Below are 25,825 nucleotides of genomic sequence, written 5' to 3' on the forward strand. Positions count from 1 at the left end.
TCCCCTTTCAAACTATTCTCTACATAATAATTTTTCTTAATACTCTGAACTTTCTTTTTATAACAAGCCAAAACCCGACAAATTCTCATGTACCGCCTGGCTCATATTCAATAAAATTGCTTGTATTTCAATTTCATATACTTCATCTGAACATCTTGGTAATGCTATCTTAATTGACCTGTATTCATGCCATAAGCGTTCTTCTATAATAAAAATCTACACCATATTTCCCCCAAACTTAAGGTCTTAAGGAAACAGATTTTACGTCCTCTCTTGCAATCAAAATATTTTTTATATAGGATTATTTATGATAACTTTCTTTAAAAATTTGCATTGAATCATTAGGAAAAAAAGTCATGAACAAGAGATTATTAGATATATTAGGTGAAATAACAGATGAAGAAAAAGCCATTCTAAACGGCGAAGACCATATAAACAGGGATCTGTACTACAGCAAAAAAGATACGTCAGGCAGCTCCGACAGTTCACCAGACAATGAGATTGATTCATCCCGTGTCCTTCCAAATGGGAAGCTTATAGATATACGTCCTCATGTGCGCTTTATTCATTTTCCTCTTCACACACATAATTACGTAGAATTCATCTACATGTGTCAGGGAGAGACCATCCACATCATAGACGGTCAGAGGATTACTCTAAAGCAGGGCGACCTTCTATTCTTAAACCAACACGCCAAACAGGAAATACTGCCTGCCGGCGAAAATGATATTGCTGTAAATTTCATGATACTCCCTTCGTTTTTCAGCACAGCATTTTCCATGTTGGAGCACTCTGATAGTCCCCTTAAAGACTTTCTTGTCAGTTGTCTTACACAAAAAGATATTGCCGGCAATTACCTATATTTCAACGTATCAAATGTTCCACAGATTCAGAACATTATGGAAAATCTCATCTGGAACATGATAATGGATAACGCCTCAAAAACAGACAGAATAATATCAGATTTCAATGAAAAGACAACTATAAACCAAGTGACCATGGGACTTCTTTTCCTGACTTTATTGCAGCATACAGACACCATTAAAGTTTCACGAAGGTCCTATGACCAGGAGCTTATGTTCAAGCTATTAAGATACATTGAAGACGAATACAGCGATGCCAGTCTGAGTCATTTTTCAGAGATGGTAAAAGAGGATGAATACGTCCTTAGCCGCATCATCAAGAAAAATACAGGAAACACCTTTAAAGAATTGCTTCAGAATAAGCGGCTTTCAAAAGCCTGCGAACTATTAAAAAACACCGATATATCAATCGCTGACATATCGGTGCTGGTTGGTTATGATAACACAAGTTTTTTCCATAGGTTATTTAGAAGAATCCATGGATGCAGCCCAAGAGAATATCGTATCAATCTCTAGGTCTCATGTAGAAATTACCCATTATCTCCTCTGTTCGTATTGAGTTTACAAATGCTTTTGGATCAAGCTCTTTTATCGCAGGAATAAGTTTTCTTGTATCAGCAGCACTTACTATTGAATACACAATTTTTTTATCACAATGGCCATAGGAACCTTCCCCGTCAATAAGTGTTGCTCCATGGCCGCATAACTCGTAAATCGTGTGGCAGACCTCATCGGGAACATCCGTAATGATAAAGAGCGTTCTCTGCTGATATGTTCTATAGAGAACATGAAGCGCCTGGGTTGAAACATACTGGAATATCATGGAATATAACGCCTTGTCCCAACCAAAAAGGAGACCCGCAATAGTAAGAAGAATAACGTTTCCCGCAAGGATTATCGGGAAAGCATCAATTCCTTTTCTCTGGGATAAAAAGATTGAAATAAAATCAGTTCCTCCACTGGTCGCGTCAACATCAAGGCACATAGTTATTGCCACAGCGTTGACGATACCGCCAAATACAGCGATCAAAAGCGGATCATGCGTAACTTCCAAAGATGGAAGAAAGTCTACAAATACACCATTTGCAAAAACCATTATCATTGAAAAGCAAGTAAATTTCTTGCCTATAAATCTGAAACCGATATATATGGGAATGGCATTAAGTATAAGACTCACAGGAGTATAAGGAATCGTCACTCCAAAAAACTTGGAAGCAACTCGAATAATAATAATCGTAAGTCCCTGCGCTCCACCGGGATAAAGCCCGCCTGCATTAATAAAGGTCTGAATATTCATCGCCATCAAAAAAGCTGCAAGCAGCACGACAATAAGCCTTATCAGATCTTTCTTTAATGTAAAAACAATTTTCTTTTTCTTCTCTGACATTTCAATTCCCCATATCAATTAGATTCGCCAATGCTATCAGCATACTTGATTCTATATATTCTTCTCAAGGATTCATTAATCCTTTCTTCAGATATCACCCCGTTTTGAACAGCTTCTAATACTCCGTTGTAAGCCTCTTCAAAGTTCTCCGGTAGATAAATGATATCTGCTCCGGCATTGATCGCATTAACTGCAGCTTCTGCTGAAGTGTAATACTCTGTGATAGCCCCCTGGTTAAGCGGACCTGTCAGTACCACTCCATTAAATCCAAGCTTTCCCCTAAGTTCATCACTTATCATTTTGGAGGACAGCGAAGCCGGAGTATTGTCCCCAGTAACATTAGGAAGTGAAATATCACTCATCATAACAGCGCCTGCTCTGCCGCTATCAAATACGGACCTATAAATATCATAGATACCACTTTCAAAAATTTCTGTGCTCGTATCATCTGTGGCAAGCTTCGACAGGTCAGAAGCCCCAACAGGGAAATCATACACACAGGCAGTTATGCCGCTGTCCTGAAGCCCCATTGCCAAAGAAGCTGTTATCTCTTTAACCGCACTTGCATCAGTTCCATACTTGCCATTTTCTGAAATATCAACAGAAGGCGCTATATTAAAATTGAAACCGTATTTAAACATTGTAGCCGCAATATTAGTTGCGAAAGTATAGGCTGTATCAGCGTTATTTACTTCAACCTGCTCTATTCCGCCAATTGAAGCCGTGATTGTGCCGTCAGAGCTTCCATCCTCTCTGATTGCTGTAAAAATAGGATATTTGCTCATAGAATTTGTGTTTTGTATCATCTCTGATATCTGCTCAGTAGATTTGACATTCTTAGCAGAATAAACAATTCCACCTACCGCGTATCTGGACAAGGCTTCCTGAGTACTGGATCCTGCCTTTACAACTGTATCGACTCCCGTAAACTGTTCAGGACTTACCATGAAGAGCCCTGCAACCTTATCTTCAAGAGAAAGCGCTGCTATCAGATTGTCTGCTGCATCATCAAGAACATCACTCTCGCTCATCTCTTCAGGTTCCATAGCCACATCACTTGGAGTCTCTATTACTACATTTTCCTGCTGAGAATTTTCCAAAGAAGCTTCCTGCTCTGCAACCTTCTCAGCTTTCATGTTCCGAAATGCCTTTTTGATATAGTGTACTCCTAATCCTCCTGCCAAAAGCACAACTACGATCATCGATACTAGTATTATATATGCAATAAGCTGGCTCCTTTGCCTTCTTTGCCTTCGAGCCAGCCTCTTCTCATCAAAATCCTGTTCTTCCAATTTTCCCATACTTCCCTCATATCTCCCTAAAACCTTTTTCATGGCAAAAATTGATTTTTTACCAATATATTATTCTAACAGAACAAAGAGATGGTTGGCAACACATAAAGGTCAACAATGATGTCACGGGTCATAAGGTCTTTCACCAACTCTCAAGCATGCTTTTCGTGGGTTCAGACTTTTGACCCTGACATCATAATAATAGGGCAGAAGCTTCATCGATCTTACCTGCTTCTGCCCTCATGCCGAGTACATATCTAATTCATTTTTCACTTCGTCCAATGGACCTGTCCTCCAATTCTCAGCTCCTCTTTCCATTAACCTTTGCATTCATATGCTGTGGCTGCAAGCTGTTGATATTGCATTTACCACTCTCCATGTACTAGATAGCTGTATTCCTAATTCTTCGCTAACAATACTTCTAACTTACTTTTTATGGAACTCAACTTAGTGTTTTGGTGGAGTGTACCATCCTTTCCCTGAATATTTTAATTTAGTTTCCCTTCGGACCGTACCTGCCTTTCTTTCTCCGTCACCTCGTTTTCTTGGAGAAGTATTTTGTTTCTTTAGATGTTTTTATTATATGCATGTGCCCATAATTTGTCAACACATTTTTATAATTTTTGATAATTATTTTGAATATTAATCTATAATTGTGTTATTTTCTGCTAATTATTATAATTGTTTATTCATTTTGTACAATTATCAGCATTAAAATATGCTTATTTTAAGCCGTGGCAGCATCTCTTCAAGAATTAAGTATTTATGCGAATTGTAAAAAAACCATAAATGGATTTTCGGATTATTTTGATTAAAATAAAGCAGATTCTATCTCAGACATTTTTCTTTTGCCAAAATAGAATCTGCTAAATTGTCAGAATATAATACGAATTATGTCAGGATTGTGGAATCATATTCCGAAAAACAATCCGTGATATTTTTCAATTAACATTATCATTTAAGAGGATACTTGCTTGTAAGTTCTGCAATAATTGCTCTTGCTTCGTCATTCTTTTCGCCCTTGCTCTTGATTACGATAGCAATAGCCTCAGCAATCTTATCCATGTCCTCTTCGTTCATTCCTCTGGTTGTTACAGCAGGTGTGCCAAGACGGATTCCACTTGTTACAAACGGAGACTGCTGCTCGTTAGGAATTGTATTCTTATTGGCAGTGATGTGTGCATCATCAAGCCATGCTTCAACTTCTTTTCCTGTAAGGCCAAAGTTTGTAAGATCAACAAGCATAAGGTGATTGTCTGTACCACCTGATACGATCTTGATTCCTCTATCCATAAGTCCCTTGCAGAGTGCCTTTGCATTCTTCACAACATTTTCTGCGTATGTAACAAATTCAGGAGAAAGAGCTTCCTTAAAGCATACGGCCTTGGCAGCAACCACATGTTCAAGAGGTCCGCCCTGAATTCCAGGGAAAACAGCCTTATTAAACTTATATTTGTCCTGAGCCTCCTGATTCCAAAGAATCAAGCCACCTCTAGGGCCTCTAAGAGTTTTGTGTGTAGTTGTAGTAACAACATCAGCATAAGGGAATGGACTTGGATGAACGCCTGCAGCAACAAGACCTGCAATATGTGCCATATCAACCATAAGAACAGCTCCGCATGCATCTGCTGCCTCTCTGAACTTCTTAAAATCTATTGTTCTGCAATAAGCTGAAGCTCCTGCAATGATGAGCTTTGGCTTATGCTCAACAGCAAGTCTGTACATCTCATCATAATCAAGAACTCCGTTCTCATCTACTCCGTAAGGAATTACCTTGAAATATGTTCCGGAAATATTTGCACTGCTGCCATGTGTAAGATGACCACCCTGGCTAAGATTCATGCCCATTATAGTATCACCGGGCTGAAGAAGAGCAAATTGAACTGCAAGGTTTGCCTGTGCTCCTGAATGTGGCTGAACATTAGCGTAGTCACAATGGAAAAGCTCTTTTGCTCTTGAAATCGCAAGTCTCTCTACTTCATCAACTACATAACAGCCGCCATAATATCTTTTGCCCGGAAGTCCCTCGGCATATTTGTTGGTAAGCGGGCTTCCCATAGCAGACATAACTGCTTTGCTGGTCCAGTTCTCAGATGCTATCAGCTCAATATGATCATTCTGACGATCAACTTCTTTTTCGATAAGATCTGCTATCTCAGGGTCAACTACTCTTAGTTCTTCCAATGAATACATTTCAAGACTCCTCCTGTTTATACATATGTGATCGGTTGTTTCTTTTCGCAATTTAATGCGTTAAAGCAACATCTTTCAAATGGTAACACACAAATAAAAAAAATGCTATAATATTTACATTAATTTATTTTTTAACAATTCTTATAATCTGTTAAAAATATAATGGGAGGCCAAATCAAGAAATGTACTACTGCATCGTAAACCCTTCAGCCAGATCCGGCAAAGGAAAAGAGATATGGGAAAAGCTCGAGAACAAATTTGCGGAGAGAGGGTTAGAATACCGGGCAGTATTCACAAAGGGCCCCGGTCACGCATCCAAACTCGCCAAAAATCTTACGTCTGATAACTCAAAAAATCCTGATGAAAAAGAAAAAAGAGATTCAAGTAAAAACAAGCCAGACAACTCTTTACCAAAAAAGCTTGTAGTTCTTGGAGGAGATGGAACTCTGAATGAAGTAATAAACGGAATACAGGATTTTGATAATACACTGCTAGGATATATTCCGATTGGTTCAAGTAATGATTTTGCCAGAGATTTATCATACCCTAAGAAGATAGACACTCTAATAGACAGAATAATCGAAGGAAAGCTTGTTCGCACTCTTGATTTAGGAAAATTAACATATAATTCAATGTCAAGGGAAACATCAAGACTACATGAGGACCGCATTAAAGTCACAAGATTATTTGATGTCAGTTCAGGTATAGGCTTCGATGCTGCAGTATGTGAAGAAGCCCTCTCCTCCGGCACCAAGAATTTTCTTAATAAGCTTGGCCTTGGCAAGCTTACCTATGGTTCAATTGCATTAAGGCAATTATTAAAAGCAGAAAAAGTACCATGCGATATCATATTGGAAAACGGTGAGACCATACATTTAAACCGCTTTATATTCATTGCAGCTATGATTCATCACTACGAAGGTGGCGGCTTTAATTTTGCTCCTGATGCCGATCTAACAGATGGCAAATTCAACCTGGTATATGCAGGCGATATGCCCTCCGGCAGAATGCTTATCGCACTCCCCTTCTCATTCTTTGGCCGCTACTTCTGGATAAAAGGAATTGGACATCATATAACAGGCAAAGTTACTATCAAGACCGATAAGCCCATGTGGGTACATACTGACGGTGAAGTTTCCGTTAAATCAGACAATATATCGCTGGAATGTCTGAAAAAAAAGCTGAAGATGATGAACTGATATCTACAAATAAGAATATTGCTCGCTCAAATGCGCATCCATAAAATTCAATAGAATAACACATAAAAAATAGGAGCATTTCTATAATCCCCATGTAATTTATACGGGTAATATAGAAATGCTCTTTTTTATTAAAAAGTGATTTACTATGGTACAAAGAATTTTACAGTCACTTTATCGAAGCTGCATTTGAAGCATCTACAGGAGAAAATGGAACCCATACATACTTAAGGTCTTCAGTAGCTCCTTCCACGGTGCTCAAGTCGCCGCCTTTACCAAGAACACTTGCTGCCTGTACTGCAGCACTGGCCTGACCTTTTGCATCCTGCAAAACTGTAAATGCCATCTCCCCTGCAAGTATTGATGCACAACCATCAGCTGTGGCATCTACTCCGGTAACTGGTATCTTGCTGCAATCAAGTCCAAACTCTTTTAACCCTTCCACAGCACCAAGAGCCATCGTGTCATTATTGCAGAAAATAGCATCTACATCCTGACCGGTCTTCATAAATATCTCAAATTTGGCTTTTGCTTCTGTATCTGACCAGTTGGCATAGTCTACAAATACATAATTGGCATTACAGCCGTTTGCCTTTAAAGTATCCTTAACTGCCTTTGTTCTGTTGATCGTAGCAAAATGTCCTCGTTCTCCCTCAAAAATAATCACATTTAATGATTTAGGATTTCCAAGTTTTTTAAGAACATATTCGGCCTGATACTGACCTGACTGGGCCTCGTCAGAACCCACGTATATGTATTTTCCTCCTTCAAGATGTGAATCAGCGGGCTGACTATTTACATAAATGATAGGAAGATCATTTGATACCACATTCATCTGAAGAGCAGTATTAGCATCTCCGGCCCTTAAGATAATTGCGCTATATCCGGCTGCTTTAGCTCCTGATATCTGATTTGTCTCAAATTCTGCATTGCCGCCGGTCTCAACCATATCAAGTGTTACTCCCTGGCTCTTTGCAGCTGAAACAATAGCATCTGAAAGTGTCGCTCTATAGGTATCATTGGTATCAGTCATAAGAAATAATATCTTTCCGCCACTACCACCATTTGATACACTTTGCGAAGAACTTCCGCATCCTGAAAGAATAAACGCTGACAGAGTCATTATGAGAAAACAGGACATGAATTTTTTTATCTTAACCAAACTAAACATATCTTCGCCTCCTCAAATCTTGAACTTCTGAACATAAGATGTCAGAGTCTGTGATGTACCGGCAAGTTCATGTGAATTATCTGCCACATCCTGACTGCTTCTTGTTATATCATTAGCCATCTCTACCATATTTTCGGAAGTTGCCAGAATTTCATCTGCGCTTGCAGCCTGTTCCTCTGAAATTGCCGCAACGTTTGTGGCAACATCATCAACTTTTTCGATATTCTCGATCATAGACTCGATAAGAGCATTGGAATCCTGAATGTTATTGTAGATCTGATCAAAGGTATTAACAGCCACACCGATAAGCTCACTGTTTTCCTGGATGCTATCAGCGCTGGCATTAGCCTGACCAACCGCATCAGCAATGAGCCTGTGCACTTCTTCTATAAGGTTTGAAATATTCTGTGCACTCTCCGCAGAAGTCTGCGCAAGCTTAGCAATCTGAGTTGCCACAACTGCAAATCCCTTTCCTGCCTCTCCTGCTCTTGCAGCCTCAATACTTGCATTAAGAGAAAGAAGATTCGTCTCTTCTGCGATTTCTCCGATCATTCCAACGATATTAGTGATTTCTTCAGAAGCTGAACCAACTTTATTGATTGATTCGACAAGCCTCTCATTAGCATCAGCAATTCCGTCCATTGCACTGCTGAGTTTTTCCATATCGCTTCTGCCTTTTTGCGATATCTCTACTGTATCCTTCATGCTCTGATTAGCTTTTTCACTGTTATCCCTTGTATCAGCCACAACCTGTGCAAGTGTCGTAGCATTTTCAGCAATATCATTTACAGCTGTCGCAAGCTGGTCAACAGTCTCATTAAGCTGCTTCATTGCTTCCGCCTGAGACTGTGATGCCTCATACATGGTCTTGGCTACTCTGTCACTATTGTCAGATTCCTCTTGAAGCTTATCTGATTCATTGCTGATACTTGAAAGCATTTTTCTCATAGATGTCACAAAGTCTGACACCTTACTGCCCATCACACCAATCTCATCATTACTTGAAGAATCAACAGTTATTGTAAAATCACCCTCAGACATTGCTGCGATATTATTGGAAATATTTGAAAGCGGCGCAACAACTCTTTTAACTACAAACAATATCATGATTGTTATAAGAACTATGGCTACTGCGCCAACTACAAGCAGCATCATCCCAAGCTGAGATACTGTCTGCATAATGATATTTGTTGGAATGTAAGATACCAATATCCAGTCAGTTCCTTCGACATCATAAAATGCCACCATATAATTTCCGATTTCCTGTGTGGCACGATTATTAGCCATTATGGCTTTTGCTGCTCCTGACAAAAGAGCATCACTACTACTTTCAGAAAGAACTGTATTTACCACACCAAAATCTCTGTGAGCAAGTATCTTATAATCATTAGTATCTACAAGAAATGAGCTTGCTTTTGACATTTTTACACCGGAATTAACGATTATGCTTATCTTATTAAGCGTAACATCAGCGCCTATTACTTTAATTGTATCTGAACCATCATTCAATATTCCGGTAGCACTTATAACAGTTTCCCCTGTTTCATTCGTATAAGCTGTGCCATAGGACATCTCAACTCTGGTAATGCCCTGCTTATACCAGGTACTTCCGGTTACATTATCCTCAACTATATCCGCTTCCGAAGCCTTATAAAACTTCCCATCAGAAGTTCCAATGTAAAAACCTTTAGGAGCATTTGAATTATAGCCATAGTACGCATCAAGAAAAGAATTATAATCTGCTTCCTGAATGCCCTGTGACTCAATCGTATATTTGACCGTGCTGAAATACCTGAGATTCTCATCCAGCCAGGCTTCAATATTATCTGCCTGATTGGAAATAGAAGATTCCAGTGTCTCTGTTGCCATCTCAGACATCCTGCGCTTTGCAACTGATGCTGCGATGTTTATAAGTGCAATGACCGCAAGTACAACTACAGGTAAAATGTACATCAATAACTTGGTACTAATCTTTTTGTTTTTCTTTGTACCTTTTACCTGCTGAACATTTACCACCTCATTTTTATCCATTACTACCCTCCAGAAAGTATAAAAATAAGTTAATAGTCTGAAACTATCAGCTATTTGATTTTTTGCACCGCATAATTTCCCTACTGTCGTACCATAATTATAGCATTGCACAAATCAAAATATGCTGTTTTTCGATAATTTTCAGTCTTTTTTAAGAGAAAATAAATAAAAAGAGACTGTAAAAATGTAATCTCATTTTACAGTCTCTAAGCTATTTTTCTTTTATAGTTGATTAGTCTTTGATTCTATATTTAAGCATAAATACAATTAATTATATCGAACTGCAACCTTCTTCTCCTGCTTTACACAGAAGTTCTCAAGAATTGCTGTATGATAGAACAGAATATAGAATATTATAGCCATAATAAAGGCAGTTATTACATCATAGAATGAATGCTGTTTTACAAACAAAGTTGAAAGTATAATAAGCCAGCCAATGATATCACTGATTACAATATATGGCTTATTAAATCTCTTGCTATGATGTACTGCAATCATGGTTCCTATTGAATTATAAACATGAATACTAGGCCAAAGGTTAGACGGTGTATCCGAATTGTAAATAACCTGAACCAAATGGGTAAAAACATTATCTCTTGGCATTACAGCAGGTCTTAACTGATGCATATTTGGAAACAGTGTCGAGACCACAAGAAAAACGGTCATGCCGGTAGCCAAAAAGAAAAAGTTCTTGTAATAGTCCTCAACGTCAAACGAGAACATAAAAAACAAAAGCGTAAGCGAAACATACAAAAACCACATGTAATACGGAATAATAAATGCTTCTACAAATGGAATATAATCATCTATTGCTGTATGTATCACTGTATAATGTGCAAAATTGTGATGTTCAATATAAATGAACCAATAAAGATAGATTGGAGCATAAATAAATATCGGAGTTGCCAGCTTTAACAGATCAAAAAAAGTTTCTCTATTAAGAGCTCTTCCCGTCCACATCTCGTATTTCTTTTTCATAATAACACCTCATTGCTGATCAGCGTAAATCAGCTCAAAACAAACGCTCAAAATATCCTACTTTTCAATTTTTACTGCAACAATTTATAATGAACCATATAAAAAATTGACATCTGATTATTGCTACATACTATCAATTGAAGTGGAATATTCTCTGAAGCAGCTTATATCCTGCCAGTGTAATCTTTCTTCCGCCCTTACCGGGAAGATAGATATAAGTTCCCTCAATGCTATATCTAATCTTAAGATACAAAAGGAAATTCTTATCTTTTATGTATTCAAGAAGATCTTTTCTCTTTGCAAGGTTCTCCGGAGTATCTTCTGTGATAAGAAGTACGGATGAAATCGCTGTGATGATCTCAAGATAATTGAACATATATTTATGTCTTTCTCTCTGTGAGCGAATCATGCCGTAGTTCTCAACATAATAATCAATCATCAGTTTGTTGACGCGAATCTGCTGGTCAATTCTTGAAAGCATGATTTTCTGGTTAACTGACTGATCTTCACGTCCAATGTAGTAATAATAGAAGTTAACATCGAGATAATACATGTTCTTAACAAAAGGAAGCGGATTAAAAACATAGATATTATCAACATAGAACGTATGCTCAGGAAGCTTAAGTCCACACTGCTTCAAAAGCTTTGTTCTGAAAATAACGGAGTGCATTAAAAGGTAATGTCCCTTAGGAGTTCTCTTGATATCCTTCCATGTAAACAGCTGTTCAATAGGGAACATGGAATTGTATCTCATTACCTTGTGTCTCTTCTCACCCACTTTATTGTAAACGAAATTGCTGATAAGAAGATCAAGCTGTGTTTCTCCGCCTGCAAGTTCTGAAAGGGTCGAAAGAATCTTTCTGTATGCTATTTCTTTTACCCAGTCATCTGAATCAACTACCTTAAAGAATAAACCTGTCGCATTCTCTATTCCTGCATTTACTGCACTTCCATGTCCTCCGTTTGGCTTATGGATAGCCTTGCATATTGTCGGATATTTCTTTGCGTAGTCATCAGCGATCTCTGCTGTCCTATCCTTTGAACCATCATCAACGATCAGGATTTCTACATCTTCTCCTCCTACAAGAAGTGAGTCAATACACTTCTCCATATAGCTTTCGGAATTGTAGCATGGTACTGCAATTGAAAGTAATTTCATTTTGTAACTAGCTCCTTAAAACTTTCTATTTATCATAATATCCATGGCAAAATAGCCATATGGATATTACCTTAATCTTGTACTTTCAAACTTCTCCATAGTTGAAAGACAAGTACGAAGGTCGTTATATCTGTCGTAAACATCCCCCTCATTCACCACAACACCAAGGGACATAGCCATGATATCGATCATATCATTTGTTATTGTTGAACGAAGTTTGGATAATATATCGTTCTTCTCGGAAGCAAGGTCAGCATCCATAAACTGAATGACTAAAGGATCAAGATTAAGATCTTTTGCCTCCTCATCAACGCTTTTTTCCATTACTTTAGAAGGCTTGTAAGGCTCTTTTTTAAACTCTTCCCTGGCTGTTGTATATTTCTTTTGCTTATCATCAGTATTCTCATCTGAAACATCATAAGAAGCATATGACACAGAACTATTGCCTGCATCTGCAGCCTCAACCTTCTCAAAACGATACTCCTGAGCAGCATCAGGATATTTATGCCTGTCTACCTTGGACATAAACATTTCAAGCGGTCTGACGTAAACCTTATAATCACCGTAAAGCGCCTGGTACACGACCATCTCTTCCCTGGTTTCTGAATGTATAGCCAAAGTAACTATCTGATATAAATTTCCCTTAAAGTGTCTATATAACTCCTGTGGTTTTGGTTTATTCAAAGCTAGCCCTCCCTGACTATTAATAAACTTAATCTTTTTAAGTATAATCCCAAGATAATTTTATTTCAATCTTACTTTCCTGATGTAAATTTTATTATCACCATTTCGATACTTATTACATAATCAAGCTTACCGCTTTTTACAGCTTCATCATTTGAAGCGCACAGTTCAAGAGCTTCTACAAGGTCTTGTCTGGTATATGCCTTTGCCCAATTAACATATTTGCCCACAAGGAACGGTGCAAGCTTAACAGCACTTGCTATAGCTGAATTATTCTTGTGATTATCGCTCATCTCCTTGATCTGAAGCATCAGATTGAACTGCCTTGTGATAAGGGCCAGTATCTTAGCCGGAGGCTCCTTTAAAGCCAAAAGATCATAGTATAGATTGATCGCTCTCTTCTGATTTTTTTCAACTATGGCATCCATCATGGCAAAAATCCTGTTGGTGAGCCAGTTAGCGCAGACTGCTTCGATGTCCTCCTCAGTTATCTCATCACGATACATGCAATAGCAGACAAGCTTTTCAATCTCAGAACTGATATTTGACATATCTGTGCCAACTCTGTCTATCATAAATGCAACAGCTCTGGGTGAAATTGATTTTCCTTCACTCTTTATCTTGCCGGCTATCCAAGTCTTCAATGTGCCTTCATCCTGCTCCTCACAGCACATTTCAAAGCCCGTCTTAGAAACAGCCTTATAAATATCCTTTCGTTTATCAACTTCTTTTTCTGCAAAAATAAAAAAAGTTGTTTCTGAAGGATTCTTGAGGTAATCAGCAAGCTCAGCACAGCCGCTCTTAAAAAAGCCGCTGTTCTCTATCAGAATAACTCTTTTATCCGATAAAAAAGGCATCGTCTCAGCAAGGTCGATAATCTCACCGGGTTTAATTGAATCTCCCTCAAATCTGGAAAAATTCATTGATGAAGCATCTCCTGCCAGGGCCTTAACCAGTTTGTCCCTGTTCTGTATACGAAGGTATGCTTCTTCCCCGTAGATAAGGTAACAATGCTTAAATGTGCCATTTTTAATATCTTCATTGAGTTGTCTTTGCTTTACAGGAAAATCCGTAGTCTTTGCGGCCATAATTTACCCCCATCCAATCAATTATACATTCTTAAATCAAAAATTCAAGGATGTTCATTGTTAGATATTTTTATCTACATGGTCAAATCATATTCTTACAAATGCACGACATAGATTTCGTTACTGAATTAACAGTAACATTTTGTCTAATCTGAATTTAAATACTCATCAATGAATACCCTGCTATCCTCAATATCAACAGTTATTTCTCCTGATTCATCTGTCCTGTAAATCTGCGTCCCCGCCTTTTTTAGCCTCTCTAGAAGTTCATCGTGAGGATGACCATATCGGTTATCGATTCCACAACTGATAATTGCAATCTTAGGATTCGTAAGCTCCATAAATTCATCGCAGGTAGTGTATTTCGACCCATGATGCGCCACTTTTAAAAGTGTAAGATTTGAGTATTCCCTTGCATTTTCTCTCAAATCTTCAAGCAGATGCTCCTCCCCTTCTTTTTCAACATCTCCTGTAAAAAGAGCTTTGAACTTACCATACTTCAAAAATAGTACGGTAGAATATGCATTTGCGCCCTGTGTAATCATATTATTCTCCGGATTTAAGCATTTTATCGTTAGTTCATTATTATCAAAAAGTTGATATAAATTACCACCACCTGGCATAAGCTTCAGCTCATCTCCGCAGCCAATATAACTGACATTTATTCCCAAGCTCTTTGCTCTTTCCTCAAGTCTATGATAATTATCTCCTCTTGAAGCTTTGGAAACATTTGGCAAAATCAGATTTTTGATTTTGATACCCCCCTTTTCCATATCATCCATTATTTCAAAAATTCCGCTCACATGATCTTCATCCTCGTGAGTGACTACAATCGCCCTCAAACTTCCGATTCCTTCGTATTTTAGAAAAGGTATTATTGAATATTTACCAATTTCCTTTTTATCAGTACTGCCACCGTCAATCAAAATACTTTCATTGAAATTTCGGATAAGTATCCCATCTCCCTGTCCCACATCTATCATCGATATTTTCAATGGAGAAGGCATGGAGTAGATCAAAATTATTATTCCGGTAATGATCAAAAAGCCTGATACTATACTTTGAATTTTAGTCACACGCTTATTATTCCAGGAACCATTCCTGACACAGGCTTTTCTTTTACTACATACTCGTCTAAAAATATCTGCCGCTTTTGATATCATTCCTCCAAATACAAGCAACAAAATACAATAATATATCGCAATTTTCCATTTTGTAGTGTGCCCAAGATAGATATTTCTACCCGGCAAATCGTTTACTCCTTTGCATAAAAGCTCATAAAACTTCAAAATAAAATGAATGGGAATTTGAAGAACAAAAAGCCTAAATGGCAAGAAGCTACCAACAATAGCACAAATTATTCCCATGATCATTAGTGGCGCCATAAGTGGAATTATAAAAAGATTAAGAAAAATACTCCAGATCGGATATGTATAATAACAGCTCATATATACAGGAAGCGTAACAAGCAGAATCGAAATACTTACAGTTACTCCTGACATGCAATAATTCAATAACTTTTGCAATAAGCCCGGCTCCTTGTCATCTGCAAAATTCATCTTAAATCTTTTTCTTTTTTTGAATACCTTTTCAAGTTTTGGCTTTATATAAGCTATTCCTATTATTGCTCCGAAAGAAAATAAAAATCCGCTGTTATACAAATACAGAGGCTGCTCAAATAGGAGCATGATTTCTACCACCGAAAGACTTGTGAGCATGTCATACGTTCTCCCAATGATCGGCGCAATCAGCCTCAGCGCGAACATAACAATCGCTCTTGCCGCTGATGAGCTCATTCCGCACATTTGCCCGTAGGCATACATAAAAAGTATTGGAATGACAGACGCTGCAGCCTGCGACATTTTTATTTTTCGCAAAAGCTTGTATATTCCCATGCCAATTATTGAGATGTGAAGTCCACTCACCGCCAGAATATGGATAATACCTGAATTTTTATATAATTCTCTTGTTTCTTCATCCATAAAAGACTTATCACCCAATATGACAGCCTTCATTATTGATGAATCATCTTTGCCCAGATTTCTGTCAAATACTGCTTCAAGACTGTATTTTATCTTATACAATGATTCATAGAATAAATTGCATTTCCCGGCAGCTTGAAGTATTCTGGCATTTTTTATTCTATATGCAATTTTTAAAGTTGAGTAATATAGTGGTGTGTCAAATTCGCCAAAATTTCTCGGCGCCGAAAAGGACTGTATTTTCCCGGTAATCTCAACCTGCTGGCCGATTAAGGGTTCAACATAATCCTCTGATGACATATAACATTGAATGTATCTGTTCTTACCTAATGTTTCATTTGATGGAATGATATAGATAACCGGCGCTATCTCCCCAAGATAGTCGACTTTGTACTCTTTTTTGTCTACAGTGCCAACTATCCGGGCAAGCTCTCCGTCAATTTCAGAATAATCGATAAGATACTTAGATGAAAACAATTCAAGATATAAATAGACAATCACCGTTATTACTACAGAAATAAAACATAACGGTCGTTTCATAAAAATATTCCTTATAAATCTTGCTTTTTATTCAATTAAATCCAAATTTCTTTCATATGGTCCCACAATTGTATGGTCCATATATATAAATTCATACTCGCCATTTACAGAAAAAGCGACTTTGTTTATATTTGGCAATTCTGTAACAGTATTAACCATTGAATAGATTGCAACCTCAGATGACACTTTATTTGGCTGTGTCGTAAAAGCCGAATCAAAATCTATGTAGCACACTCCGTCCTTTACATTGATACTTCTTACCTTAGTCTCTTTAGAGATTGTGGGAATTGCTATATCAGTGTTAGGTCCGCTTATAATCTGCTCTATCGCAAGCTTTTCCATTGAGATATTACTGTTGTAAACTACGGATCTGTAAACAGGTATGAGCTTTGTTCCTTCGGGATTGGAAAAGTATAATTTTAACTCTACCCTTTCATAGGTATTTATCTCATTTCCCGCATTATAGATAAAAGTATCGGCTGACATATTTCCTATTACATTTCCGTTGTGATCAGTGATAGGTGTTCCCTCTATCTGGAAATTCACGTAATCCACTGCCTCAAGCTGAGTAAAGGTTCTTACAATAGCAGCGCGGTCAAGTATTTCAAGCGTACTATCAAGATTTGAATAATTAGCATTAAAATTAAGAGTAAGAAGCTTGTCATGAAGAGAATATCCAATCACATCTATGTCCCCTGATATCGGAGCTTCATACTGCAATCTCGAAGGCATTACTTTTAACACACCCAAGAGTTCTTCCACTGCTTCATTAGGATTATGAAGTGATGCAAGCTCATAGCTCTGGGAAATAATCCCGGTCTCGCTGGTGTTTACAAAATACACCTGTATGGTATTCTCCGAAACTGCCTCTTTTCGTGAACATGAACACATAAGTATCATAACTAAAAACATGATACCCACAGTTATATTATTATGTAGTATTCTTTTCTGAATTTTACCTCTCATCATCACTTAGCTCCCACACTGGTAAGCGGCAGTTTCACTATAAACGTTGTGCCTTCTCCAAGAGCGCTCTTAACTTCTATTGTGCCTCTGTGCATAAGTACAGCATTTCTTGCAATTGAAAGGCCAAGCCCTGTTCCTCCGATTTCTCTGGAACGAGACTTATCAACACGGTAAAATCTCTCATAAATATGATCCAGAGCATCCTCAGGGATTCCCATTCCCGAATCAATAACCGAGATAAAGAAAAACTGATGGTCCGCATCTAATTCAACTCTGACAAAGCCATTATCTTTGTTGTACTTAATGGCATTTTCCACAAGATTCATGATAACCAGTGAAATCTTAACTTCATCAATTGCCGCTGTTATAGCTCTTTTGCTGTCCAAAACAAGTTCAATATTATGCTCTCTTGCTATTGGTCTCATTCGTTTTAAAACGCTTTCCGTAAGCGCCACAACATCGACAGTTGTTATTGTAAGTCCTGCAGAAGTCTTATCCATCCTGACAAGCGATAACAGGTCATTTATGATCTTATCTTCTCTGTCAATCTCACTTCCAATGTCTGTCATAAATTCGCGGTAAACCTCATTGGGAACATTCTCCTGAGCCAAAAGAGAATCCGCAAGTATTTTTATGGAAGTAATAGGTGTCTTAAGCTCATGTGACACATTAGAAACAAATTCCTGTCTTGAATCATCAAGAACCTTCATTCTTCGCAAAAGAGCATTAAACGCCATAATGATCTGTTCTGTCTCGATATAATTTGGTCCGACGATAGGTTTATCGGTATAGCCCTCTTTTATGTCGTTTATCGCTGCGGTTATGCGGTCAAAAGGCTTCAATAACGTATATGAAACTACTGCTGCGAAAGCAAAAATGATCGTGACAATGATAATCTCAATTGTCGTAGCTCGTCTGTCAAGAATTTCCATTGTCGTAGCTATAGTATCTGTAGATACGCTGGTAAGAAGCACACCCTTCACCGCAGAATTGCTTGAACCATTCTCCGATACATCCTGCTCCTGAATAAGCTGTGATTCAATAATAGGTGTCAGAAGCTCGATATAACCATTACTCTGGTCATATCGCGACATAGTCCCCTTGGGGCCTGTCTTTAGGCAATTTACAACTTCTTCTGAAATGATAGTCTTGCCCTGACTGATATTATAAGTATCCTTAACAACTTTAAGATCGTCATTAATAACGATTACTCTTCCATCATAGAGGTTTGCAAGCATATCCAATTCCGCATTGATAACTTCAGAAGACTGATCCTGTAGATAATTGTAGGTAATAAGGTGATTTGCCAAAATACGAAGCTGAGTCTGAACCTCAGTCTGCTTGACACTGACAGCACGATTTTCGTAACTGTCCAGGATAATAATGTGCATGCAAAGACATGACAACAATCCTGTAACAGCAACGATAACGAAGAAACGTACCCGAAGACTTTTCAAGACATCACTTATTTTTAATTGTTTAAAAAAATCCACAATGCCATTTATAATTTTTTTCATATTCTTGTGATTTGATCAGGCCTGGAAATAATAGCCACTACCCCATTTAGTTCTGACATATCTGGGCTCACTAGGATTAGACTCAAGCTTCTCGCGAAGTCTCCTGATATGCACATCAACAGTTCTGGCATCACCTGGATAATCATTGCCCCAAATGGCTGTTAAAAGTTCATCCCTGGAATAAACCTTCCCCGGATTTGTTGCTAAGAGTTCCAAAAGCTCATACTCTCTACTGGTAACATTTATTTCCCTGTTGCCGACAAATACTCTTCTGTACTCTTCATGAAGCTTAAGGTCACCGTAGGTTATAACTCCCTTATTATCTACAGCCTTGGAAGTTCTTCTCATTATAGCCTTGATCCTTGCCTTAACTTCAAGAATATTAAACGGCTTTGTAATATAGTCATCAGCACCATACTCAAGGCCCAAAATCTTGTCCATATCATCGCCCTTTGCAGTCAGCATGATAATCGGAACATTAGAAAACTCTCTGATCTGCTGGCAAACTTCAAAGCCGGACATTACCGGAAGCATTACATCAAGCAAAATAATGTCATAATTATTAGCTTTGGCTTTATCTACAGCCTCCTGCCCGTCATAGGCACAGTCAACCTGAATATCATCCTGCTCGAGACTAAACTTTATGCCCTTAACTATTATCTTTTCATCATCGACAACCAGTGCCTTCTTGCCCATAAAACCACCATTTCTATACTGTAATGCGATCTTTGATCTTGCTAAACATTTTATCCTTGATTCCAGATATCTTCATTATATCTTCTATTTTAGAAAAATCACCATTTTCAGTTCTATAATCTATTATCCTGCCGGCTATGCCATCGCCAATCCCCGGAAGAGTCTTAAGTTCCTCTTTTGAAGCTTTATTAATGTTCACAAGTCCATTGCTGTCAGTCTCTGCAGCCGGCTCATTACCATCATAAGAACTAAGTGAAGATGAATTAGCTGCACTTTCTACCTGCTCAATAGTCGGAATCTGTAGTTTGATCCCATCCTGCACAGTAGCAGCCAGATTAACATAAGTCACATCTGCATCAACTGAAAAACCACCGGCAGCATCAACTGCATCTATAAGCCGGCTTCCGTCAGATAAATAGTAAACACCGGGATTATTAACAGCGCCGCAGACATAAACTCCAAGTAATACTTCCTCTGCAGCAGTTGAAGCTTCCAACGTCACAGCTTCCGCTAAATCCTTTTGCCCTGATGAATCTTCATGTTCCTCCGTCAAAAGAATCGTACTTTCTTCACTATGTAAAACCATTTCAGAATCTGCCCTTTTACACCCCGTAAGGAGCATCATAAGAGCCAATATTAGAATTATTTTTTGCATGTTTCCTCCAAAATCAGAGGACCCCGCCATGCTTTTCTTATTGTAGTAAAGAAAAAGAATTTCCGCAAGTTATATTATTTAATCGCTTTCCTCGGAAAGGCCTTCGGTAATATCTAAATTCTCAGGATCAGGCAATGTTTCTTCCACAAATTGCTCTCCAGTGATCTGAGTCTTTATCTTTTCAGAAACCTGCTTAAGTATTGAATTACAATCTTCTCCATTCCATATCTTGGTAAATGCAATCTCAAGTTCCATCCAAAGATTACTTGTTTCTATAGTCTTCGGCATAGGAATGGAATCGTCGTAAACATCTACAAAAGTAGATAAATTATTGTCGTTATACTTTATTCCGTAATGAGCGGCAAGCTTTCCGCTGTTATTGTAAAGATCTGCAGAATTGTCATTGCAGATATATCTTGCTACAGCATTTGCCTTTGCAATATTCTCAGTATAGCCGTTCACCACAATACAGTCTGTGACAGACATGGTTCTCGTGCTGTATTTGCTATTAAGGTCAGGCATATCGGCAACGCCAAATTCGTAAGGGCATTCTCCGGAATTCTGAGCTGCCTTTATTTTCCCGATAATATCTGTTGTAGCAACAGTAAAGACTATCTTACCATCTATGAAATCCTGTGAAACACTCTCGTAGTCTATTTCATCGGCATCAATAGCAAAGAACTGATTGAGCTGCTGATAAATCTTCATACAGCTGATAGTATCAGTGTTGTAGATATCTATCATGCTCACATCATCACCGGCTCTGCCACCAACATTCATATAATTTCCTACAAATGAATAATTGTAAAAAATATCGGTAACATCCCACTTAAATACCGCTTCAACCTGCTCAGGCGCATTATAACTCTGGGCAAATTCCAGAATATCGGAAATAGTCTTAGGAAGATTTTTCTCTACTTCACTATCAATCATATCCTGCGTAATACTAAGTTCCGCAGCTTCCTCAGTGCCCCCTTCAGCCTCTGCATTTTCTGTTGTCTCGCTGCCCTCCTGAGCGTTTTCTGCTTCAGCAAGAAACATCGCATTCTCAAGATTTTCTGCAGCCATATCCTCTAAATATGTCTTATTGTAAATAAGCGAACTGGTCTCAAAATAAAATGGATAAGCAATATATCTTCCATTATAGGTAACCGACCTTATAGCCGCATCAGGAAACATTTCCGATGAAAGATAATCCTCTCCATCTGTTATTTCCATTGCAAGACCGGCAAGATACGCCTTTTCCAAAGAATCGTTTGTTATTATAAAAATATCAGGATAGTTTTCATTAGCCAGAGAAGCTTCATTAATAGCTTCAAGATATTCAAGACCTGAAACAAGAACAGGCTCAATGCGCACATTCTGATTAGTTTCAGAATACGCCACGGAGCGAGCCTGCAAATAAGGAGTCAAGGCTTCATCCGTGTACCAAAGCCTTATAGTCGTTTTCCCGGTAGGAAAAATAGAGTAGCTCTCAAAAATGCTCTGCCCTGAGCGAGCATATACAAATGTGCCCGCCAGAGCCGCTGCTACTAGTAAAATTGAAAAAATTCTAACTTTAATTCTCATAAATCCCCTAGACATGAATCTAAAATCTCTATCATGTCATCTACATTCTCTTTAGTAATTATGAGAGGTGGAACAAATCTTATAATCTCTGCGCCCGCATTAATTAAAATCAAGCCCTTTTCAAGAGCCTTGTTGATAACTTCCGCAACAGGTCGGTTAAACACAAGTCCTTGCATCAATCCGGCGCCTCTTCTGTCTATGATAAAGTCATACTTTTCTTTTAGCTCGTCTAATTTCTGTTCTAAATAAGGAGCCACCTCATTCACATTCTCTATTATATTGTCCTCTTTAAATAAATCAAGGACTTTGTTAATTGCAGCGCAGGCAAAAGGATTTCCGCCATAAGTAGTTCCATGGTCGCCTGCAACAAGGGAATTTGCGCCCACTTTCTCATTTAAGAGGAATGCACCCACAGGCACTCCGCAGCCAAGAGCCTTGGCAGTGGTCATAATATCAGGTTTTACCCCGTATTTCTGCCATGCATACATATAGCCGCATCTTCCCATTCCGCACTGAATTTCATCCAGAATAAGAAGAATGTCTTTTTCGTCACAAAGTTTTCTTACTTTAGTCAAAAAATCTTCAGATGCAGGATATATTCCACCCTCACCCTGAACAGTTTCCATAATGATAGCGCAGGTTTTATCTGTTACACAATCAAGAACACTGTCAAAATCATTGAGGTTGGCAAACTTTACATTTCCAATCATCGGTTCAAAAGCTTCCCTGTAATGAGGATTTCCGGTTACAGAAAGAGCTCCGAAGGTTCTTCCGTGAAAAGAATGATTCATAGCTATTATCTCATGATCATTTTTCCCATCCTTCAAAAATGCGTATTTTCTTGCAGCCTTTATTGCGCCCTCTATAGCCTCCGCTCCGCTATTTGTGAAAAAGACTCTGTCCATCCCGGACACTTCTTTTATCTTTTTTGCTGCTTCAATTGCCGGCACATTATAATAGTAGTTTGAGGTATGTAAAAGTTTATCTATCTGATTTTTCAATGCATCATTATACGCCTTATTGTTGTATCCCAATGCAAAAACAGCAATTCCGGAAACGAAATCAAGATACTTTTTACCGTCAATATCATAAAGATATACGCCATCACCTCTGTCGAGAACAATCTGATAACGATTATATGTATGAAGAAGGGCCTGCTCTGCCTCATCTATTATCTGCTGCATTTTTTCGCTCATTTTAACAATCTCCCTTTATCTAAAATAGCTTTCCCTCATGCATCCTTTGCAAGAGCATCATTATCTGACATAAACATTGTTCCAACACCTTTATTGGTGAAGATTTCAAGAAGAAGACAATGTGGAATTCTGCCATCGAGAATATGCACCTTATCTACCCCTTCTCTGATTGCACTTGTGCAGTTGTTAAGCTTAGGAAGCATACCGCCTCCGATATTTCCTTCTGCTATAAGGGCATCAGCTTCAGAACATGTAAGTCTTGAGATAAAGGTTGAAGGATCGTTTATATCCTTATAAACTCCCTCAATATCTGTAAGAAAGGCAAGCTTGTCAGCGCCGACAGCCTTTGCAATAGCACAGGCAGCATCATCTGCATTTATGTTATAAGTATCAAAATTATCGTCAAATCCTATTGGCGCCACAATTGGAAGGTAATCATGATCCATCATGTCAAAAAGAACTTTAGGATCAACCTTGTCAATCTCTCCAACAAAGCCAATATCTTTTCCATCAGAATACTTTTTCTTTACATGAAGAAGTCCTGAATCTTTTCCGCTGATACCAATTGACTTAACGCCAAGCTCCTGAACCATGGTAACAAGCTGTTTATTCACTCTTCCCAGGACCATTTCTGCAATTTCCATTGTCTCAGCATCAGTTACTCTAAGTCCATTTACAAATTCTGCCTCTTTACCTATCCTGGATACCCAGCTGCTGATTGCCTTACCGCCGCCATGAACAATAATAGGTTTAAAGCCGACAAGTTTTAATAAAGTTACATCAGTAATTACGCTTTTTTGAAGCTCAGGATTACTCATTGCGCTTCCGCCATATTTAACGACAATGACTTTCCTGTTGAACTTCTGAATATATGGAAGTGCCTCAACAAGCACTTCAGCTTTTTTTAATACTTCCTGCATATCTTTGTCCATGGTATCCTCCCGAGAATCTATATATTTTCATATTCCTTTAAGATCTGTAATCAGCATTGATCTTTACATAATCATATGTCAGATCACATCCCCAGGCTGTTGCTTCCTCAGTTCCCTCATTCATGTTTACGAAAACAGTCACTTCATCAGCCTTCATTATCATCAAAGCCGCTTCCTCATCAAATTCAAGCGGAACTCCTCTATGGAAAACTTCTATTTTGCCAACTTTACTTTCAAAAAACAGCTCTACATCATTCTGATCAAATTCCGCGCCTGAATATCCCATTGCGCACAGGAATCTGCCAAAATTCGCATCACAGCCATATATCGCAGCCTTTGAAAGATTTGAACCAACAATTGCTCTTGAAAGGGTTCTTGCATCTTCTTTAGTTTTGGCATTTATTACCTTTGCCTCGAAGAGCTTACTTGCGCCCTCTCCATCAGCAGCCATCTTCTTAGCTAAAAACTCACATACAAAGCCAAGTGCTTCCTTAAAAACCTCATAGTCTTTGCCTTCAGAATTAATGATGTCATTTTCTGCCAGGCCGCTTGCCATACACAATAATGTATCATTTGTTGATGTATCGCCATCAACTGTTATCATATTGAAGGTATCCTTAACAACTTCGCTCACAGCCTTTTGTAAAAGAGCTTTTTCAATCAAAACATCCGTTGTCAAAAAAGCGAGCATCGTACACATATTGGGATGAATCATTCCTGAACCCTTGCTCATTCCTCCAAGAGTCACATTTTTCCCTGATATTTCAAAAGAAACTGCAATTTCTTTATTCACTGTATCAGTTGTCATGATTGCTTTTGAAGCAGCTGTTCCGGCGCTCAAAGATGCATCCAGCGTCTTACTCATCATTTCAACGCCGCTTACAAGCTTATCAACAGGAAGCTGCATTCCGATAACTCCGGTTGACGCAACTGCAACAGACTTATATGGCACACCGGTATATTTCTCAACAGCTTTTGCAGTAGCTTCGCATGCATCAAATCCCTCTTTTCCGGTACATGCATTTGCAATTCCTGAATTGATAACAACTGCCTGCATATAATCACCGGATTCAACAATATTCTTATCCCACATAACACACGCTGCTTTTACAACGTTAGAAGTAAACGTACCTGCACAGACACAAGGCTTTGTGGAATAGACAAAAGCCATATCTGTTCTGTTTTTATATTTGATATTTGCCTCACAGCTTGCTGCCATAAAACCTTCTGCCGCTGTAACACCGCCTTCAATAACCTTCATTTTTCAGCCCATCCTTTTCTGAACAAATTCTGTTTTATTATCTTCATTAAGAACAAAGTCATAGTAGTTCATATCATCTCTAAGTGTCCATCCCATCTTCTGCCAGAATTTATTACCAACCACATTGGTAACAAAAGCATTAAGGCACACTTTGTTAATCTTTTCTTCCTTAAGTCTCTCGCAGCAGAACTGAACCATCTTTTTTCCAATTCCATGCATTCTGTATTCCTTGCTCACGCACACATGGTATAAGCAGGCTCTTCTTCCATCATGCCCACATAAAATTGCTCCAACTATCTTACCGTCTTCTATATCTACTGCGCTGGTCGTAGGATTTCTTAATAAAAACCGCTCAACTCCTTCCCTTGAATCATCAAGAGTCCTTATTCCAAAGCCTTCTATTGAATTCCATAAATCAAAAACTTCTTCGTAATCATCAACTGTCATTACACGAACCATTTTTCTA

The 25,825-nt window shown here is 38.3% G+C and carries 21 protein-coding genes; 2 read left to right on the plus strand and 19 right to left on the minus strand.

What is annotated here, in order from left to right; genetic code table 11:
* The first annotated feature begins 356 nt into the window (after nt 1-356).
* Nucleotides 357-1,379 carry an AraC family transcriptional regulator gene (locus BM086_RS02065; protein WP_092322662.1) on the plus strand — a complete coding sequence of 341 codons (1,023 nt, stop codon included), beginning with the start codon at nt 357-359 and terminating at the stop codon, nt 1,377-1,379.
* Here BM086_RS02065 and BM086_RS02070 read toward each other — a convergent pair.
* The 3 genes from BM086_RS02070 to glyA all read right to left on the minus strand — a co-directional run bounded on the left by BM086_RS02070 (nt 1,369) and on the right by glyA (nt 5,735).
* Nucleotides 1,369-2,250 (minus strand): YitT family protein, encoded by an 882-nt coding sequence (locus tag BM086_RS02070; protein WP_092322664.1) that lies wholly within the window; start codon nt 2,248-2,250, stop codon nt 1,369-1,371. The two genes, BM086_RS02065 and BM086_RS02070, sit on opposite strands and share 11 nt — an antisense overlap.
* A gap of 14 nt (nt 2,251-2,264) precedes the next feature.
* The gene (locus tag BM086_RS02075) at nt 2,265-3,551 is read right to left on the minus strand and encodes a glycoside hydrolase family 3 N-terminal domain-containing protein (protein WP_175560060.1); all 1,287 of its coding nucleotides are present in this window, start codon (nt 3,549-3,551) and stop codon (nt 2,265-2,267) included.
* 945 nt (nt 3,552-4,496) lie between these two features.
* Complete coding sequence (gene glyA / locus BM086_RS02080) at nt 4,497-5,735, minus strand: serine hydroxymethyltransferase (RefSeq protein WP_092322670.1); 1,239 nt, start codon at nt 5,733-5,735, stop codon at nt 4,497-4,499.
* 182 nt (nt 5,736-5,917) lie between these two features.
* On the opposite strand from glyA, the gene BM086_RS02085 reads away from it, so the two are divergent.
* Nucleotides 5,918-6,934 carry a diacylglycerol/lipid kinase family protein gene (locus BM086_RS02085; RefSeq protein ID WP_092322672.1) on the plus strand — a complete coding sequence of 339 codons (1,017 nt, stop codon included), beginning with the start codon at nt 5,918-5,920 and terminating at the stop codon, nt 6,932-6,934.
* Nucleotides 6,935-7,103: 169 nt separating this feature from the next.
* On the opposite strand, the gene BM086_RS02090 is transcribed toward BM086_RS02085, so the two are convergent.
* The 16 genes from BM086_RS02090 to BM086_RS02165 all read right to left on the minus strand — a co-directional run bounded on the left by BM086_RS02090 (nt 7,104) and on the right by BM086_RS02165 (nt 25,818).
* The gene (locus BM086_RS02090) at nt 7,104-8,105 is read right to left on the minus strand and encodes a substrate-binding domain-containing protein (RefSeq protein WP_092322675.1); all 1,002 of its coding nucleotides are present in this window, start codon (nt 8,103-8,105) and stop codon (nt 7,104-7,106) included.
* A gap of 12 nt (nt 8,106-8,117) precedes the next feature.
* A complete protein-coding gene (locus tag BM086_RS02095; protein WP_092322678.1) occupies nt 8,118-10,136 on the minus strand; it encodes a methyl-accepting chemotaxis protein in 2,019 nt (672 codons plus the stop codon).
* 267 nt (nt 10,137-10,403) lie between these two features.
* Entirely contained in the window at nt 10,404-11,114 is a 711-nt protein-coding gene (locus BM086_RS02100; protein ID WP_092322680.1) for a phosphatase PAP2 family protein, read from the minus strand.
* 133 nt (nt 11,115-11,247) lie between these two features.
* Entirely contained in the window at nt 11,248-12,273 is a 1,026-nt protein-coding gene (locus tag BM086_RS02105; protein ID WP_092322683.1) for a glycosyltransferase family 2 protein, read from the minus strand.
* A 66-nt stretch (nt 12,274-12,339) separates the two neighbouring features.
* Nucleotides 12,340-12,957, minus strand: a complete 618-nt coding sequence (locus tag BM086_RS02110; protein WP_092322685.1) for a DUF1653 domain-containing protein — start codon at nt 12,955-12,957, stop codon at nt 12,340-12,342.
* 71 nt (nt 12,958-13,028) lie between these two features.
* A complete protein-coding gene (gene holA / locus BM086_RS02115; RefSeq protein ID WP_092322688.1) occupies nt 13,029-14,045 on the minus strand; it encodes a DNA polymerase III subunit delta in 1,017 nt (338 codons plus the stop codon).
* Nucleotides 14,046-14,191: 146 nt separating this feature from the next.
* Nucleotides 14,192-16,567, minus strand: coding sequence for a DNA internalization-related competence protein ComEC/Rec2 (locus BM086_RS02120; RefSeq protein ID WP_092322691.1), 2,376 nt, complete (start codon nt 16,565-16,567; stop codon nt 14,192-14,194).
* Between the two features lie 27 nt (nt 16,568-16,594).
* Nucleotides 16,595-17,536 (minus strand): GerMN domain-containing protein, encoded by a 942-nt coding sequence (locus BM086_RS02125; protein WP_092322694.1) that lies wholly within the window; start codon nt 17,534-17,536, stop codon nt 16,595-16,597.
* On the minus strand, nt 17,536-19,050 hold the full coding sequence (locus tag BM086_RS02130) for a sensor histidine kinase (protein ID WP_092322697.1): 1,515 nt from the start codon (nt 19,048-19,050) through the stop codon (nt 17,536-17,538). Before BM086_RS02130 ends, BM086_RS02125 begins: the two co-directional genes overlap by 1 nt.
* 15 nt (nt 19,051-19,065) lie before the next feature.
* A complete protein-coding gene (locus BM086_RS02135; RefSeq protein WP_092322700.1) occupies nt 19,066-19,746 on the minus strand; it encodes a response regulator transcription factor in 681 nt (226 codons plus the stop codon).
* Between the two features lie 13 nt (nt 19,747-19,759).
* Nucleotides 19,760-20,401, minus strand: a complete 642-nt coding sequence (locus BM086_RS02140) for a helix-hairpin-helix domain-containing protein (protein ID WP_175560061.1) — start codon at nt 20,399-20,401, stop codon at nt 19,760-19,762.
* A 78-nt stretch (nt 20,402-20,479) separates the two neighbouring features.
* Nucleotides 20,480-21,970 (minus strand): sugar ABC transporter substrate-binding protein, encoded by a 1,491-nt coding sequence (locus BM086_RS02145; protein WP_092322706.1) that lies wholly within the window; start codon nt 21,968-21,970, stop codon nt 20,480-20,482.
* Entirely contained in the window at nt 21,967-23,166 is a 1,200-nt protein-coding gene (locus BM086_RS02150) for an aspartate aminotransferase family protein (protein WP_242952106.1), read from the minus strand. The genes BM086_RS02145 and BM086_RS02150 overlap by 4 nt, the downstream gene beginning before the upstream one ends.
* A 35-nt stretch (nt 23,167-23,201) precedes the next feature.
* Entirely contained in the window at nt 23,202-24,098 is an 897-nt protein-coding gene (gene argB / locus BM086_RS02155; protein WP_092322709.1) for an acetylglutamate kinase, read from the minus strand.
* A 37-nt stretch (nt 24,099-24,135) separates the two neighbouring features.
* Nucleotides 24,136-25,359, minus strand: coding sequence for a bifunctional glutamate N-acetyltransferase/amino-acid acetyltransferase ArgJ (argJ, locus tag BM086_RS02160; RefSeq protein WP_092322712.1), 1,224 nt, complete (start codon nt 25,357-25,359; stop codon nt 24,136-24,138).
* 3 nt (nt 25,360-25,362) lie between these two features.
* On the minus strand, nt 25,363-25,818 hold the full coding sequence (locus tag BM086_RS02165; RefSeq protein ID WP_092322715.1) for a GNAT family N-acetyltransferase: 456 nt from the start codon (nt 25,816-25,818) through the stop codon (nt 25,363-25,365).
* Nucleotides 25,819-25,825: the final 7 nt, after the last annotated feature.

The sequence above is a fragment of the Butyrivibrio sp. YAB3001 genome (assembly GCF_900112195.1).
GTDB lineage: Bacteria > Bacillota > Clostridia > Lachnospirales > Lachnospiraceae > Butyrivibrio.

Bases quoted from the DNA above. Each gene is read 5' to 3' on its own strand.
- BM086_RS02085 (WP_092322672.1), top strand. From the start codon at position 5,918: ATGTACTACTGCATCGTAAACCCTTCAGCCAGATCCGGCAAAGGAAAA.
- BM086_RS02140 (WP_175560061.1), bottom strand. From the start codon at position 20,401: ATGCAAAAAATAATTCTAATATTGGCTCTTATGATGCTCCTTACGGGG.
- BM086_RS02095 (WP_092322678.1), bottom strand. From the start codon at position 10,136: ATGGATAAAAATGAGGTGGTAAATGTTCAGCAGGTAAAAGGTACAAAG.
- glyA (WP_092322670.1), bottom strand. From the start codon at position 5,735: ATGTATTCATTGGAAGAACTAAGAGTAGTTGACCCTGAGATAGCAGAT.
- argB (WP_092322709.1), bottom strand. From the start codon at position 24,098: ATGGACAAAGATATGCAGGAAGTATTAAAAAAAGCTGAAGTGCTTGTT.
- BM086_RS02075 (WP_175560060.1), bottom strand. From the start codon at position 3,551: ATGGGAAAATTGGAAGAACAGGATTTTGATGAGAAGAGGCTGGCTCGA.
- BM086_RS02090 (WP_092322675.1), bottom strand. From the start codon at position 8,105: ATGTTTAGTTTGGTTAAGATAAAAAAATTCATGTCCTGTTTTCTCATA.
- BM086_RS02130 (WP_092322697.1), bottom strand. From the start codon at position 19,050: ATGAAAAAAATTATAAATGGCATTGTGGATTTTTTTAAACAATTAAAA.
- BM086_RS02100 (WP_092322680.1), bottom strand. From the start codon at position 11,114: ATGAAAAAGAAATACGAGATGTGGACGGGAAGAGCTCTTAATAGAGAA.
- BM086_RS02165 (WP_092322715.1), bottom strand. From the start codon at position 25,818: ATGGTTCGTGTAATGACAGTTGATGATTACGAAGAAGTTTTTGATTTA.
- BM086_RS02070 (WP_092322664.1), bottom strand. From the start codon at position 2,250: ATGTCAGAGAAGAAAAAGAAAATTGTTTTTACATTAAAGAAAGATCTG.
- BM086_RS02120 (WP_092322691.1), bottom strand. From the start codon at position 16,567: ATGAAACGACCGTTATGTTTTATTTCTGTAGTAATAACGGTGATTGTC.
- holA (WP_092322688.1), bottom strand. From the start codon at position 14,045: ATGGCCGCAAAGACTACGGATTTTCCTGTAAAGCAAAGACAACTCAAT.
- BM086_RS02065 (WP_092322662.1), top strand. From the start codon at position 357: ATGAACAAGAGATTATTAGATATATTAGGTGAAATAACAGATGAAGAA.
- argJ (WP_092322712.1), bottom strand. From the start codon at position 25,359: ATGAAGGTTATTGAAGGCGGTGTTACAGCGGCAGAAGGTTTTATGGCA.
- BM086_RS02145 (WP_092322706.1), bottom strand. From the start codon at position 21,970: ATGAGAATTAAAGTTAGAATTTTTTCAATTTTACTAGTAGCAGCGGCT.
- BM086_RS02125 (WP_092322694.1), bottom strand. From the start codon at position 17,536: ATGATGAGAGGTAAAATTCAGAAAAGAATACTACATAATAATATAACT.
- BM086_RS02150 (WP_242952106.1), bottom strand. From the start codon at position 23,166: ATGAGCGAAAAAATGCAGCAGATAATAGATGAGGCAGAGCAGGCCCTT.
- BM086_RS02105 (WP_092322683.1), bottom strand. From the start codon at position 12,273: ATGAAATTACTTTCAATTGCAGTACCATGCTACAATTCCGAAAGCTAT.
- BM086_RS02135 (WP_092322700.1), bottom strand. From the start codon at position 19,746: ATGGGCAAGAAGGCACTGGTTGTCGATGATGAAAAGATAATAGTTAAG.